This is a genomic window from Pseudomonas syringae group sp. J254-4 (assembly GCF_032586855.1).
Classification (GTDB): Bacteria; Pseudomonadota; Gammaproteobacteria; order Pseudomonadales; family Pseudomonadaceae; genus Aquipseudomonas; species Aquipseudomonas amygdali.
The window spans coordinates 35218-50346 of the sequence record NZ_JAWHOO010000025.1 but is presented as its reverse complement, the minus strand read 5'-3'; the positions used below and the strand labels follow the sequence as shown (position 1 = coordinate 50346).

General features: G+C 58.7%; 14 protein-coding genes and 1 pseudogene. 3 read left to right on the top strand and 12 right to left on the bottom strand.

The features are described from left to right. Positions 1-15: 15 nt before the first annotated feature. Entirely contained in the window at positions 16-1272 is a 1257-nt protein-coding gene (gene aroA / locus RYB09_RS23165; RefSeq protein ID WP_004663868.1) for a 3-phosphoshikimate 1-carboxyvinyltransferase, read from the top strand. A gap of 21 nt (positions 1273-1293) precedes the next feature. Here the strand turns inward: aroA and RYB09_RS23160 are convergent, their stop codons facing one another. After that, on the bottom strand, positions 1294-1956 hold the full coding sequence (locus RYB09_RS23160; RefSeq protein ID WP_058400528.1) for a ChrR family anti-sigma-E factor: 663 nt from the start codon (positions 1954-1956) through the stop codon (positions 1294-1296). Between the two features lie 2 nt (positions 1957-1958). Continuing rightward, positions 1959-2468 (bottom strand): sigma-70 family RNA polymerase sigma factor, encoded by a 510-nt coding sequence (locus tag RYB09_RS23155; protein WP_031595881.1) that lies wholly within the window; start codon positions 2466-2468, stop codon positions 1959-1961. Between the two features lie 334 nt (positions 2469-2802). On the opposite strand from RYB09_RS23155, the gene RYB09_RS23150 reads away from it, so the two are divergent. Continuing rightward, positions 2803-3360, top strand: coding sequence for a hypothetical protein (locus RYB09_RS23150; RefSeq protein ID WP_316890393.1), 558 nt, complete (start codon positions 2803-2805; stop codon positions 3358-3360). Between the two features lie 44 nt (positions 3361-3404). Here RYB09_RS23150 and RYB09_RS23145 read toward each other — a convergent pair whose 3' ends face one another. From RYB09_RS23145 to RYB09_RS23110, 8 genes are all read right to left on the bottom strand, one after another. Next, complete coding sequence (locus RYB09_RS23145; protein WP_058408045.1) at positions 3405-4274, bottom strand: aldose 1-epimerase; 870 nt, start codon at positions 4272-4274, stop codon at positions 3405-3407. Then, positions 4249-5232: an EamA family transporter gene (locus RYB09_RS23140; RefSeq protein WP_230017517.1), complete on the bottom strand. Its 984-nt coding sequence runs from the start codon at positions 5230-5232 to the stop codon at positions 4249-4251. The genes RYB09_RS23145 and RYB09_RS23140 overlap by 26 nt, the downstream gene beginning before the upstream one ends. Before the next feature lie 82 nt (positions 5233-5314). Next, complete coding sequence (locus tag RYB09_RS23135; protein ID WP_122281286.1) at positions 5315-6595, bottom strand: TRAP transporter large permease; 1281 nt, start codon at positions 6593-6595, stop codon at positions 5315-5317. Beyond that, entirely contained in the window at positions 6596-7123 is a 528-nt protein-coding gene (locus RYB09_RS23130) for a TRAP transporter small permease (protein WP_058400533.1), read from the bottom strand. It lies immediately after the preceding gene. Positions 7124-7184: 61 nt separating this feature from the next. Next, complete coding sequence (locus tag RYB09_RS23125; RefSeq protein WP_058400534.1) at positions 7185-8210, bottom strand: TRAP transporter substrate-binding protein; 1026 nt, start codon at positions 8208-8210, stop codon at positions 7185-7187. 56 nt (positions 8211-8266) lie between these two features. Further along, entirely contained in the window at positions 8267-9166 is a 900-nt protein-coding gene (locus RYB09_RS23120; RefSeq protein WP_122281287.1) for a glucurono-1,5-lactonase, read from the bottom strand. Positions 9167-9221: 55 nt separating this feature from the next. Further along, positions 9222-10049 (bottom strand): NAD-dependent epimerase/dehydratase family protein, encoded by an 828-nt coding sequence (locus tag RYB09_RS23115; protein ID WP_122281288.1) that lies wholly within the window; start codon positions 10047-10049, stop codon positions 9222-9224. A gap of 191 nt (positions 10050-10240) precedes the next feature. Beyond that, positions 10241-11509: an OprD family porin gene (locus RYB09_RS23110; RefSeq protein WP_058400537.1), complete on the bottom strand. Its 1269-nt coding sequence runs from the start codon at positions 11507-11509 to the stop codon at positions 10241-10243. Between the two features lie 464 nt (positions 11510-11973). On the opposite strand from RYB09_RS23110, the gene RYB09_RS23105 reads away from it, so the two are divergent. Beyond that, on the top strand, positions 11974-12738 hold the full coding sequence (locus RYB09_RS23105; protein WP_122259017.1) for an SDR family NAD(P)-dependent oxidoreductase: 765 nt from the start codon (positions 11974-11976) through the stop codon (positions 12736-12738). 138 nt (positions 12739-12876) lie between these two features. Here RYB09_RS23105 and RYB09_RS27315 read toward each other — a convergent pair whose 3' ends face one another. Continuing rightward, positions 12877-13581, bottom strand: coding sequence for a methyl-accepting chemotaxis protein (locus RYB09_RS27315; RefSeq protein ID WP_369812070.1), 705 nt, complete (start codon positions 13579-13581; stop codon positions 12877-12879). Between the two features lie 198 nt (positions 13582-13779). Further along, a pseudogene (locus RYB09_RS27310) lies at positions 13780-14664 on the bottom strand (methyl-accepting chemotaxis protein); the annotation flags it as partial. Between the last annotated feature and the right edge of the window lie 465 nt (positions 14665-15129).

Here is a 15129-nt window from a genome sequence, read left to right as displayed (position 1 = left end):
ACGCTCAGGGACATCATGCGACCTCAAGCCACCCTCACTGTTTTGCCTGTCGAGCGCCCGCTGGTCGGGCGCGTCAGCCCGCCGGGCTCCAAGTCGATCACCAACCGCGCATTGTTGCTCGCCGGGCTGGCCAAAGGCACCAGCCGCCTGACCGGCGCGCTGAAGAGTGACGACACCCGCGTGATGTCCGAAGCACTGCGTCTGATGGGCGTGCAGGTCGACGAGCCGGATGACAGCACCTTTGTGGTCACCAGCAGCGGGCACTGGCAGGCACCGCAGCAGGCTCTGTTTCTCGGCAACGCCGGGACCGCAACGCGCTTTCTGACCGCTGCACTGGCCAACTTCGAAGGCGACTTTGTGGTCGACGGCGACGAGTACATGCGCAAGCGCCCGATCGGCCCGCTGGTCGATGCCTTGCAGCGCATGGGTGTGGAAGTCAGTGCGCCCAGCGGCTGCCCGCCGGTGGCGATCAAGGGCAAGGGCGGCCTGGAAGCCGGACGTATTGAAATCGATGGCAATCTGTCCAGCCAGTACGTGTCGGCATTGCTGATGGCCGGAGCCTGCGGCAAGGGCCCGGTCGAAGTCGCCTTGACCGGCAGCGAGATTGGCGCACGTGGTTACGTCGACCTGACTCTGGCGGCCATGCAGGCGTTCGGTGCCGAGGTTCAGGCCATCGGCGAAACCGCCTGGAAAGTCTCGGCCACTGGTTATCGCGCTACGGACTTCCATATCGAGCCGGATGCATCGGCGGCCACCTACCTGTGGGCCGCGCAAGCATTGACCGAGGGCGATATCGACCTCGGCGTGGCCAGCGACGCATTCACTCAGCCTGATGCCCTGGCCAGTCAGATCATCGCTAGCTTCCCGAACATGCCTGCCGTGATCGACGGTTCGCAAATGCAGGACGCGATTCCGACCCTGGCGGTACTCGCCGCCTTCAACCGTCAGCCAGTGCGCTTTGTCGGCATCGCCAACCTGCGGGTCAAGGAATGTGACCGTATTTCAGCACTGTCCCACGGCCTGTGCGCCATCGCACCGGGCCTTGCGGTAGAAGAGGGCGACGATCTGCTGGTGCACGCCAACCCGGCGCTGGCAGGTACTACGGTAGATGCATTGATCGACACCCACTCCGACCATCGCATCGCCATGTGTTTTGCGCTGGCAGGCTTGAAGATCGCCGGTATCCGCATTCTCGACCCCGATTGCGTCGGCAAGACCTACCCGGGTTACTGGGATGCACTGGCTTCGCTGGGGGTGAGTGTCCAGCGCTGAGAGCAGCTATGGAGCCGTTTTTCAGATCCCGAAGAACGGCTGCATCATCCGCGCCAGCAGCCCGTGAAAGCGCAGCCTTGATTCCGTCGCCAGTACGCAGATGCATTCCCGGTCAGGGTAGGCGACGGGCTGGTGCTGGATGTGGCTGTCCAGATCGGCTACGTCATTGAGCCCGAACGCTCCCTGTATGTCGTGGTACGCGCCCTTGAGCACCATGGTCATCTCGCCGCTGTCGTGGCTGTGCACCGGCATGCTGACGCCGGGGGCGATTTTCAGCAGCATCAACTTGCCTTGTTCAATACCTTGCGCACGTACTCGTTGCACGCCAGGAACCAGTGTCTTCCATTTCAGTGTGCTCAGCTGTCGACCGAAATGCGCGTGCAGGCAGGCAGGTAGCAAGTCCGGGTCCTGATTGGCTGCCGGCATCGAATACATTGACGGTTCAGCGCCCGTTTGCTGTTCATCGAGACGCGCGAGCATTGCCGACCTGCCCTTGAGTGGCACCACGCTGCTGATGTGCTGCTGCATCAACACACCGCCAATCTCTTCGGCCTGCCTGAGTCGCGCACGGCACTCGGCACAGCGTTCAAGGTGCGCCGCAGTCACCACTGCGAGGACCTGCGACAGCGCTCCCGCTGCATAGCTGACCAGAGTCGCGTCATCCGGATGATGTCGTGGGCTCATCATTATTCCTCTATCCGCGAACGCAATTTTTGAAACGCCAGGCGCAGGCACGATTTCACCGTGCCCAGTGGCATACCAAGGCGTTCGGAAATTTCCCGATGGCTGAGCGCTTCGAAATACGACATGCGCAACACCCGGGCCTGATCGGGAGGCAGGTTCTGAATGGCAATGTTCAGTTGTTGCTCCTGACGCTGGCTATAATCGAGCGTTCGATCTACCGGGGCCTCCAGGCGCTCGAGTTGTTCCAGCGAATTCTGCACCTGCACCCAGCCGCGGTCCTTGCGCACGCTGTCGATGTACAGATTGCGGGCAATGCGAAACAGCCATGTTCCCAGGCTGGCCTTGGTCGGGTCGAAGGAGTCGGCCTTGTGCCACAGCTTGAGCAGCACTTCCTGCACCAATTCTTCAGCCTGCCCCTCCGGCACATTCAGCCCGGTCAGATAACGCAATAAGCGCGGCGCAAAGTAATCGTAGATGCGCATGAAGCTTTCGCGGTCCCTCTGGCGGGCCACGGCGGTGACTTCATCAATCCAAAGTCGGGTTATTGTCGGTTCGCTGTGAGGGGGGGACAAGTGACAGAAGATCCTGAGACTGGCAGTAGTGCGCATGATCCACCTTCTGATCACCATTGTCTGGTTTTGGTTCGCAATGCAGAGGTGTTACGCAACGGGATGGGGAGTGGATCACAGGATATGACGAGCGGCGTGGAGGAATTTTACAGGTGCGGCCATGACAATGACCACGGTCCAGTCATGCAGACAGTCGCTGTCATTTCTGCCAGTAGCGCTATGAGCAGCTGGCTGCTTAACCTGTGATCTGGATGCTATCAAGGTCAGGGAGACCATTATGGACACTCACGTTGCACGTGCTTCATCTACGCTGGCCAAGCTGGCCTGTGTACTGCTGGTTATCATTTGTATGGGGCTTCTTTTTGCACCTTGGCGAGCTCAGGCTGAGGCTGTAAATCTGGTTACCTGTAAAGGAACCCATACTACAAACTGGTCGCCAGGATTGACCAACACCAGTCAGACGATTGTTGTATCGACGACGAGCAGTTGGAACCCGTGTGTTTCGCTCTCATTCCCTTTGGCTGCCAGCGCTTCGTCCAGCGAAAGCTTCCAGTCTACGTTTTCCTGCGAGTCGTTACTGCTACCAACATCCAGCAGAACATGGGTCATTAGCTGGAGCGATGGAGTCACCAGCACTTACAAGTTCAACGCGACGATCAATAATATTGGTACTTTGAACACGACCATTGTTGGTGTCGGGGCAATTGTGGATGGCCGTTATAAAGGCGCCAATGCGACAAGTACATTTTTACTTGGCAATCTTCAGTCAACGTTGAACGACAGCTGCGACACCGCCACCGGCGTTACCCGCGTCAGCGGTCTTCAACACTGTTGATTACCCCGTAACGAAAGGCATGGAGCATGCACGCATAAAGCCTGCTACAAGGGCTTGTAATGCAGACTGATCGTTAACTCCATCGACTCCCCCTGACGTAATAGGCTCAATCCCGGCCGCCCGGGCAAATGATGTGCGTTGACTGGGTGGCTGACCGGCTCGAAGCAGAAGAAATCCAACCCTGGCGGGCAGAACACCAGAAAGTAGTCGCTGCCGGTAGCCTGGCAGTGCAGTTCATAGCCCAGGTCCGGCTGGCTGATGAGGCTGCCGCCATCCCAACCGGTGAAACCGTTGTCCAGACGTGTGTCGGGTAGCGCGTTGCCGTGTCGGAAATCCCATTCTGCTGGCAGGTCCTGCAAGGCGCTGGGCAAACCGGCTTCGTCGCACAGCCATACCTGCGCAGCCTTGGCCTGCAGGCGTGTGTGGGGCGTGCGCGGCAGGTAAGGGTGCAAGCCCAGCCCGTGCCAGGCGGCACGACTGTCCAGGTGGGTAGTGGTCAGTTCGATGCCCAGCTTGCCGTCTTGCAGGGTGTAGCGCAGTTGCGCGCGGTAGGCGAACGGCGTCTGGCTGTCGAGTTGCAGGCAGACCTGCTCTGCGGTCTGCTCGGTAACACTCCAGACCTGTTGCCAGGCGCTGCCATGAATCGGTAATGGGTCGTTGGCGCTGTTGGGGGCCAGTGCGAGCCAGCCATCCGGGGTGTCGAAACCGCCGTTGCCTATCCGGTTCGACCAGGGCGCCAGCGGGTAGCAGGCCAGTCGGCGAGGTGTACCGGCAGCCAGTGCCTGTTCGTCGCTCGGGCGCAGCAAGGGGTGCCCGCTGGCCAATATGGTCCAGTTGACGATACTGCCGCCGATGTCGGGGGCCAGAGTGAGGCGGGTCAGACCATCTTCAAGGGTCAGTACGTTCGCGGGCATGATGCAAAACCTTCGTGGATGACGGGCCGGATGATTGAGAGGCAGGTGGCGTGGCGCGCCGCCAGGTCAACAGGACGATACCGCTGACGACGATCAGCCCGCCGATGACCTGGCCGCTGCTGAGCAACTGATCGAGAATCAGCCAGCCGAACAGCAGGCTCGCCACCGGCTCGATGTTCATTACCGGCGCATTGCGGGCGATGTCCAGCCGCGCCATACAGATGAACAGCAGCGAAAAGCCCAACCCGTACAGCACCACCAGACTGGCCAGCGCAGTCCAGCCGATGCGACTTGACGGCAGATCCACGCCACCGGGCAACAGGCCACTGGCACCGGCCAGCGCAGCCGCCGCGAACACCACGACCATGGTCAGCATACTGCGCACCGTGCCGCGCATGCTGGCCAGTTTGTTGTCGGTGATCCATAGCGCAAAGGCGAACACCACCGCTGCGGTAAACGCATAGGCGATACCTTCCAGCCACTGCGGTTCGCTGCTGCCAGGGTTTGACAGCCGATGCGGCACATCCAGCGCCAGCGTCAGGCCGAACAGAATCAACGCCATCAGGCCTGCGGCACGTCGTGTGGGCCTTGCGCCGCCCAGTGCCCAGGTCAACAGCGCCAGCAGAATCGGCGAGACGTTGACCACCAGCAATGCCAGCGCCACCGGAATACGGGCTACCGCCGAATAAATGCAAAAACTCTGAGTCGCGATCAGCAAGCCCAGAAGCAATTGCCAGCGCCAGGTGCTGGCAGGAAGACTGAGCTTTTCACGTTGCCAGAGCACCAGGCTGACCAGCACCAGCAGGGTGACGCCGGAGCGGCAAAGAATGGCCAGCAGCAAGCCGGTGTCATGATCGAAAGCGATGCGTGCCGCAATGTGGTTGCCGGCAAACGAGCAGGCCAGCAATGCCAGGATAAGCACGGCAATGTGGCGGGGAAACAGGGCAGGGGCAGACATATGCAACCAGCCTCCTTGGCTGGACAACAGAGGTGCATACCGGAGCGGTTTGAGCGCTCCGGTAGCGTTGCAACGGATGACGTTAGAGCACGACGCTCGGCAGCCACAGCGAGATGGCGGGAATGTAGGTGACCAGCATCAGCACCACAAACAGCGCGACATAGAACGGCAGCAAGGCTTTCACGGTGGCTTCAATGGTGACTTTGCCCACCGCGGCACCGACGAACAGCACCGCACCCACCGGCGGCGTTATGAGCCCGATCCCCAGATTCACCAGCATGATCATGCCGAAGTGCACCGGGTCGACGCCGACACCGACGATGACCGGCAACAGGATCGGAGTCAGGATCAGAATCAGCGGGGCCATGTCCATCACGGTGCCCAGTAGCAGCAACATGACGTTGATGCACATCAGGATCACGTAGCGGTTATCTGACAGGGTCAGGAATGCCGTGGTGATCTTCATCGGGATTTCCATCAGCGTCAGGATGTAACCGAAGCTGGCGGCAAAACCGATCAGAATCATCACGATGGAAATGGTCCGTGCAGCCCGGTGCATCAGTTTGGGCAGATCGCGCCATTTGTAGTCGCGGTAGATGAACATGGTGACGAAGAATGACCAGAGCACAGCAATGGCAGCCGACTCGGTGGCGGTGAAGATCCCCGACAGAATGCCGCCGAGAATGATGACCATGGCCATCATGCCCCAGAGCGCTTCCCCGGCAATTTTCAGTGCCTTGCGCAGCGGAATCACTTCACCCTTGGGGTAATTGCGCTTGCGCGCGAAGATCATGCACAGGCCCATCATCACTGCGCTGAGTAACAGCCCCGGCATGATCCCGGCCATGAACAGCGAAGCAATCGATACCGTGCCGCCCGCCGCCAGGGAATAGAGCACCGAGTTATGACTGGGTGGCGTCAGCAGGGCCTGAACCGAACCGCTGACGGTCACTGCCGTCGAGAAGTCCCGAGGATAGCCGTTGCGTTCCATTTCCGGGATCAGCACCGAGCCTACCGACGCGGTATCGGCCACCGAAGAGCCCGAAATCGCGCCGAAGAAGGTCGAGGCCACAATGTTGACCAGCGACAGCCCGCCGCGCACGAAACCCACCAGCACAGCGGCAAAGGCGACCAGCCGTCGGGACATGCCGCCTTCGGCCATGATTGCCCCGGCCAGCACGAAGAATGGAATTGCCAGCAGCGAAAACTTGTTCACGCCGCCCGCAATCTGGATCATCAGCGCATCGGCCGGAATATCGATCCACCAGGCGCCTATCAGGGCCGAAAGCCCCAGCGCATAGGCGACAGGCATGCCGATGAGGATCAATGCGATGAAGCTGCCCAGCAGTATAAAAGCGTCCATTTATGCGGCACCTTCGCTTTCTTCAATGACATCGAAGCGCATCACCGCGCGATGACTCTGGTCGCCCAGAAACAGTCTTTCCAACACGAAAATCAGGGTTACGATGCCGCCAATGGGGATTGGCAAGTAAGTGATGCCGACCCTCAGAAACGGCAGCTCACCGACAAACTGATTCCACGTGGTGGCGCACAGCTTGAAACCCTTGAAGATCATGAACAGGGCGACGATCGCCATCAGGATCTGCACGAGCAATGAAGCGCTGCGGCGTACCTGTTGCGGCATACGGTCCACGGCCATAGAAACGGCCATGTGCGCACCGGCGCGATAGCTGGCTGCGGCTCCGAAGAAGGTAAATACCACCATCAGCAGAATGGCCGTGGGTTCCGGCCAACTGGAGCCGCTGCCGAGTATGTAACGGGCAAAGATGCCCCAGGGGATGATCAGGGTCATGATCAGCACGGACAGACCGGCAATGCCGATGCAGACCCGATAGATCGTGTCGTTGATGCGCAATAGCGTATTTTTCATGGGCTCACCACTGCGGCGGCGAACGAGCTTTCACTCATTCGCGCAGCATAATCGGACAGGCTTATTGGGCCGCTTGGGTGCTCGGTGCAGCCAGTGCCGGATTGGTCTGGACCGCTTCGATACGGCTGATCAAATCCTTGTAGGGCGCACCGAATTTGTCACGCACCGGCTGGGTGGCGTCGTAGAAGGCTTTCTTCTGCTCCGGCGTCAGGGTGATGAACTCCACGCCAGCAGCCTTGAGCTTGGTTTCCGCGTCGGCTGACGACTTGTCCCACAGCGCGCGCTCCTCCATTTGCGCTTCACGCGCGAGCTTTTTCACCAGAGCCTGTTGCTCCGGCTTGAGCTTCTCCCAGGTGGCTTTCGCCATCACGATGGGCTCGGGCAGAATCAAGTGCTCGGTAATCGTGAAGAACTTCGCGTTCTGGTAGTGGTTATGCTGGTAATAGGTCGGCGGATTGTTTTCCGCGCCATCGATCACGCCGGTCTGCAGCGCGCTGAAGATTTCGCCGGTGGCCATGGCGATGCCGTTGCCGCCCATGTCGTTGATGGTTTCGATGAATACCGGGTTGCCCTGTACGCGGATTTTCATGCCTTTGAGGTCGGAAATCTGGCGTACCGGTTTCTTCGTGTACAGGTTGCGTGTGCCGCCATCCATCCAGGCCAGCGCGACCATGTTGAATTGCGAGTTGGTGATCTTGTCGAGAATTTCCTGGCCGATCTCGCCGTCGATAATCGTGCGCATGTGCGCTTGATCACGGAACACGAACGGCAGGTTGAAGACGTTGACGTCCGGTACGACCGGGCCGACGATGCCCAGGCTGACGCGAGTCATCTGCACGGCACCACTCTGGACCTGTTCAACGACTTCCTTCTCGGAACCGAGCACGCCACCCGCGTACATCTTGAAACTGATCTCGCCCTTGGACTGTTCTTCGAGTTTCTTGCCCATGTTCTGCTCCGCCACGACCGGCGCGTAGCCTGCGGGGTGAACCTCGGCGAACTTGATTTTGACTTCTGCCTGGGCCATGCCTGACACGCAGAAGGCCAACGGAAGTGCAGCGATGAGAAGCTTGCGTTTGAAATCCATGGATATCTCCGATGTTGTTATTTTTGGTCGAGCTATGGGATTTTCGGTGGGCACTGTCAGCCCTGAAACACGGGTTCCTCCAGGCCTTTGACACCAGGGCGCAAAGCGAACAGACCACCGGCGAATGGCTGGTCGCTGATATCGCCACCCGGGCGAATGGACGTTACGAACAAGGTCTCGAGATCGGGGCCGCCAAAGGCGCACATGGCCGGTTTTTTGACCGGCACGACCAGCGAGCGGTCGAGTTTGCCGTTGGGCGTAAAACGGTGGATCAGGCCCGCGTCGTTGCCGCAGATCCAGTAGCAGCCATCGGTGTCGATTGCTGCACCGTCGGGGCGGCCCAGGTGGTGGTTCATGTCCACGAACAGGCGACGGTTGTGCGGCGTACCGCTATCAGTGTCGTAATCGAAAGCCCAGATCTTCTGCACGCTGGGATGCGAGTCGGACAGGTACATGGTCTTGCCGTCCGGGCTGAACGCCAGGCCGTTGGGGACAATGAAGTCCTTTAAATGGGCATCGAGTGTCTTCTGCCCGGCGCTGTAGCGATACATCGCACCTACCACTGCGCCTGCTGCCATGTCCATCAGCATGGTGCCGGCCCAGAAGCGTCCTTGCCGGTCGCATCGGCCATCGTTGAAGCGCATGCCTGTCTGTGCGTGTTCGACGCTAGCCAGAAGAGTACTGATCAGGCTGCCGTTTTTCTGGTTGCCGTCTTCTATGGGCTGCAGATGATAAATGCCGTCTTCCATCCCGGCTATCCAGCCGCCGCGGCTGTCGGCCGCGATGCAGGCCAGCATCTGCGGCGCTTTCCAGGTGCGTATGCTGCCGTCGGCGAAACTCCAGCGCTGCAGCGTGCCTTTCGGAATATCTACCCAGTACAACGCCTGGTCACGTGCGCTCCAGACCGGGCTTTCGCCTGTGGCGTTTTGTGCATCGACAATCAGTTCGGCATCCATGACAGGTCGTATCTCCAACGTCTGCAAGCAGAGTTCTTCAACAGGTAGGGGCTGTTTATTGATCGCCGAAGGGGCCTGAGGCCACAAACGCACCGCCCTGATAAACCATCGCCGGGTCGTCGGCCGCAGGCTCCGGCTGGGCTTCAACCTTGGCGCGGAAAACTTCCGAGCTGTCCTTGGGGGCGTAGTCCAGTTTGCTGGCGAAGCGGTTGTCCCACCATACGGTTTTGTTGTCCGAAACACCGTAGACCACGGTATGGCCAACGTCTGGCGCGTACAGGGAGCGCTCGATCAACTGGGTCAGGTCGCCATAGCTCAGCCAGGTGCTCATCATTCGACGGTTCTGCGGTTCAGGAAACGACGAGCCGATGCGGATGCTGACGGTTTCGATGCCGTAGCGATCGAAGTAGAAGCTGGCCATGTCTTCGCCGTATGACTTGGACAGACCGTAGTAGCTGTCCGGGCGGCGAGGGGAGTGTGCGTCGATGGTCTCGGTCTGCTTGTAGAAACCGATTACGTGGTTGGAGCTGGCGAAGATCACGCGTTTTACGCCATGACGACGGGCCGCTTCGTAAATGTGGAACACACCGCAGATGTTGGCACCGAGGATCTCCTCGAAGGGGCGTTCGACTGACACACCGCCGAAGTGCACGATCGCGTCGACGCCTTCGACCAGTTGGTGCACGGCGTTCTTGTCGGCCAGATCGCAGGCCTGAACTTCTTCACTGTCGTCGACTGCCGGTACCATCTCGACAATGTCGGACAGTCGCAGCACTTTTGTGTAAGGGCGCAGTGTTTCGCGCAATACCTTGCCCAGGCCACCTGCCGCGCCGGTCAGCAGGAGGCGATTGAAGGGAATTTGAGTGGTATGAGCCGATGCCATGAGAAAAGTCCCGATTGTTATTTTTGTCATCTGTTGTCGTATGACTTGCCGAATTATCGGCACCGCATACGCTGATTGTCAACGCGGCCAAAGTATAAAAACGACCTGTATGCCCGCCTGTGCGAACACATTTGTAACAAGGCAAAACCTGCCCCTGCAGACGAGCTTTCAGGCAGGCTTTGCCACAGGTTTCACAGCAGCGAAATAGGGTAGCTGATGAACACGCGGTTCTCGTCGAACTCGTTGGTGCTGAAGTCGCGACGCAGGCTGGAGTTGCGCCATTTGACGTTCAGGTTCTTGAGCGCACCGCTTTGTACGGTATACGCCAGTTCAGACTCCCGTCCCCATTCCTTGCCGTCGGTGATGTTGCCGGTATGCACATTGTCGCCGCTGATATAGCGGTTCATCAGGGTCAGGCCGGGTACGCCGAGCACCGCGAAGTTATAGTCATGGCGCAACTGCCAGGACTTTTCCCTGGCATTGTCGTAGCTGGAGTTATAACTGTCGTTGGCCAGCGTGCCACCGCTGGTGCCGTTGACGCGCATCCATGCGGTATCGCCGGTGAGCTTTTGCAGGCCGACATAGAACGTGCTGCCGCCATAGCGGGCCGAGAGCAGTGCGTAGGCGGTCTTGTTGTCGAGGTCGCCGGCCAGTTTGTTTCCGTCTTCCTTGCCGATGAAGTAACCCAGGTTAGCCCCCAGGGTCCAGTCGCCGAGCGGTTGGCTATGCAGCAGGTTGAAAAACTGCTGCTGATAGATGTCCTGCAGCTCCGAGTACCAGACACCGACCTGAGTGCGCTTGTCGTTGAAGACATACTCGCCACCGCCGAAGTTGAAGCGATCGGACGTGAACGCGCCTCGTCCGTTCATCGACATGTCTTCCATGCTGGCATCGTTGCGCGGGCTATTGCCACGGAATTGCCCGCCATACAGCGTCAGGCCGTCGATCTCCTTGGACGTCACCTGACCACCGCGGAACGTCTGCGGCAACGAACGACCGTCATCGGAGCGCAGAATCGGCAGCACCGGCATCCATTCGCCGACTTTCAGTTCGGTTTTGGAAACCCGCGCTTTGCCTGCAACGCCCAGACGGCCGAAATCATCGGCCGGGCGACCGTCGCTGTGGATCGGTAGCAACTGAGTGCCCCCGGTGCCTTTGCCGCCATCGAGCTTGAGCGAATACAGGCCCAGCACGTCAACCCCGAAACCGACCACGCCCTGGGTGAAGCCCGACTTGGCGTCGAGAATGAAGCTTTGTGTCCATTCCTCGGCTTTGTTCTGCGGCGCTGCGCTGTTGGGAAAGGCCGGGTTGGTGAAGTTGCGGTTGAAGTACGCATTACGCAGCGTAAGTGTGGCTTTGGTATCGTCGACGAACCCTTCTGCCATGCCGAGCATCGGGAAAATCAGTGCCATGCCGCCAACACCCAGCAGGATGCGTGAGCGGGAAGTGTGAGATGTCATTATTGTTTTGCTCCCTCGTTTATCGAAACCGTCCTCTTTTCTGGCCGCGCGCAAGCAGCAGCCGACACCTTTGAGGATTACGTGATGCCTGTTGCCAGGCATGGCCTCGACCGACAGACGGCCGAGTACCGTTCGCCATGTATCAGCGAATGTTGTGAATCTGAAAGGATGTCGGGTGCTGCGAAACGGCCGGAATAGATGAGGCTTTGATAATCGGTGGCGCAGACGTACAGACGAGAGTTTTCATGGTTGGCCCAGTCTTGTTTTTATTTTTGGCGTTATAGGTTGTCGTACAACCGCAGTGATATTTGCAGCGCAGTCTCGATTTGTCAACGCGCTGTTAGTCGAGGTTTACCGATTCACCTGATTTTAACCCCTCATAAAGCAGTGAATGATTTTGACTGAACGCTGCGTGCAACCGGGCAGTCCACCTCATAACCCCATTATTTTTTTGGAGCTGCTGCATGAATCGTTTTACCCAGAAAGTTGTTGTCGTGACCGGGGCCGGTTCCGGGATCGGCGAAGCTACCGCCAAGCGTTTTGCCCAGGAAGGTGCAAGCGTTGTACTGGTAGGCCGTAATCGCGACAAGCTGGACAAAGTCGCCGCGCAACTGTCGGGCGAAGGGCATTTGGTCCGTGCTACCGATGTGGCGGACCCAAGCGATGTGGAAGCGCTGTTCAAGGAAGTCGCCACACACTTTGGGCGTCTGGATGTGCTGGTCAATAACGCCGGTATCGTCAAGTCCGGCAAAGTCACCGAGTTGGGCGTAGACGACTGGAAAGAACTGATGTCAGTGGACCTGGATGGCGTGTTCTATTGCACCCGTACCGCCATGCCGGCGCTGATAGCCAGTAAAGGCAACATCATCAACGTCTCGTCGGTTTCCGGCCTGGGCGGCGACTGGGGCATGAGCTTCTACAACGCGGCCAAAGGTGCAATCACCAATTTCACCCGCGCGCTGGCGATGGACCACGGTGCCGACGGTGTGCGTGTCAACGCCGTCTGCCCGTCACTGACTCGCAGCGAGCTGACGGAAGACATGCTCGGCGACAAGGCACTGATGGCCAAATTCATGGAGCGCATCCCGCTGGGGCGTCCAGGCGAAGCTGAAGATGTCGGCGATGTCATCGCCTTTCTGGCAAGTGAAGACGCACGCTTCGTGACTGGCGTGAATTTGCCGGTGGATGGCGGATTGTCAGCGTCCAACGGACAGCCGCCGCAGGCTTGATGCCGTCGACGAAGGTCATATGCCCGCAGCCCGGAAACGTTCCGGGCTGCTTCGCTATGTTGAATTCAAACCTGTTTTTACACCTGCCTGAAACAAACAAGCCCGGCAAAAGCCGGGCTTGAAGGTTGTTGCGGAATATCAGATCCGGAAGTGGCTGACCATCGTCTGCAACTGCCCGCCAAGGCGTGCCAGTTCGACGCTGGAGGCAGCGGTTTCTTCGCTGGCCGAGGCGGTTTGCTCGGACACATCGCGGACGTTAACGATGCTGCGGCTGATTTCCTCAGCTACGGCACTCTGTTCCTCGGCTGCGGCAGCGATCTGCTGGTTCATTGCCTGAATGTTGGAGACCGTCTGGGTAATACTGCCCAGCGATGTACCCGCCTGACGGCTGAGCTGTACGCTGCTGACGGTCAGTTCGCGGCTGCTGAGCATGATGCTGGAAACCTGACGCGTACCGCTTTGCAGGGCTGCAACCAGCGTTTCAATCTCGACTGTGGACTGCTGCGTGCGTTGTGCCAGGCCGCGGACTTCGTCGGCAACTACGGCAAAACCACGTCCGGCTTCCCCGGCGCGGGCCGCTTCGATGGCTGCGTTAAGGGCCAGCAGGTTGGTTTGTTCGGCCACAGCCTTGATGACGTCCATGACCTTGCCGATCTTGTCGCTTTCCTGCTCCAGCTGGTTCATGGCATCGGCCGAGCGACCCACTTCGTTGGCCAGACGCTCGATCTGCACAATCGCTTCGCCCACGACCTTGTCACCGTCGCGCGCTTCGCGGTCGGCGTTGGACGCTGCCTGCGAAGCCTGTTCGGCGTTACGCGCCACTTCTGCAACCGTGGCCGACATCTCATGCATGGCGGTCGCCACCTGGTCGGTTTCGACTTTCTGGCTGTTGACGCCGGCGCTGGTCTGCTCGGTAACCGCTGACAGCTCTTCGGCAGCACTGGCGATCTGCACAACGCTGTCGCGGATACCGCCAATCAGCTCGCGCAAGGTGCTGCCCATGCGTTGAATGCCTTGCTGCAGAACGCCCAACTCGTCACGACGAGTGACTGCCAGAGTCTGGGTCAGGTCGCCGGATGCAATACGGTCGACCACTGCCAGGGTTTCCTGCAGGGGGCGGGTAATCTGCCGGGTGATGATCACTGCTGCAATCATGCCCAGAATAATTGCCAGCAGCGTACAGGTGATCTGCGTGGTGCGAGCCTGTGCGCTTTCCTGATCACGACGATCCAGTTGCAGTTGGTACATGGCTTCGCTGATCTTGACGATATCCTGGCCCTGTACGGTCATCTCCTTGCGAGCCTGAGCGATGTCGGCAGTTGCGGCCTTGAAGCTTTGCAGGGCTTTTCGGTACGCGGCCAGCGAGGTTTCCAGCTGCTTGAGCTGATCAGCCTGGGTGCCGCTGAACGTCGTTTTCAGCGTATCCAGATCCTTGATGGCAGAATCCAGCCTTGCAACGGCGGTCTGTTCAGTTTCGGCCGTAGGGTTGGTGGTGTAGCCACGCACCTCATAACGCGCGAGCCTGAGGTTTTCCTTTGCGTCGGTGACGATCTGGTATTGCTCGAACCGATTGGCATCGGCAGGGTCCATTTTTTTCACTTCAGCCTGAAGCAGCTCAAACACATCAATGCTTTTGCCGGCATACGTGGCCAGCTCATCACGCGCCACAATGCTTGCCTTGTACCCGCCGCGCATGTTGTTCAGGGACTTCTGGTAGTCAGCAATCACCACTCCCAGTTGCTCGAGCATTTTTACGTTTTCGGGGCTTTTGAACGAGGTCAGCAGCTTTTGCTGATAGTTCTTGAAGCCGTCCAGCGAGACCTGAACGGTTTCGGCGACTTTCTCGTCACCGTCAGCGACCATGTATTGCAGACGGGTAACACGCAGCTTGGTCAACTGGGAGTTGAGCGAAGTAATGTCACTCATCCAGTTGCTGCGATTGATCAGTCCGCTCATGCTGGTCCAGCCAGTCAGCGCAAGAATCGCAGTAAAAACAAGTACTAGACCGAAACCGAGGGCCAGTTTCATATTGACGCTGATGTTTGCAAACCAGCTACTCATTGAATTCTCCAACAACAGCCATTTAAAAGCAGTAGAGCCCCTGAAAGGCATGGCATACAGGTCAGGGGCGGGGTGTGTTATACAGACACTATCGGCAGGTGGTGGCCAAGCTGAAATAAAAAAAAGAGAAAGTTTCAAGACGCTTGAAATACGTTTTCAAGCCCTATCGTCTGCGGAGACGAACCGCTATAAAGAACCGCTGAGAAGACTGAAATAGAGCGCCGCCTTTCATAGGGTGCGGCAAAATATTGTCTATGCTCGCGACAGTGGAAACCTTATCCGCTTCAGGTTCATTGCTTTTTGCAGTGCGTGACATTTTTATGTCACAAG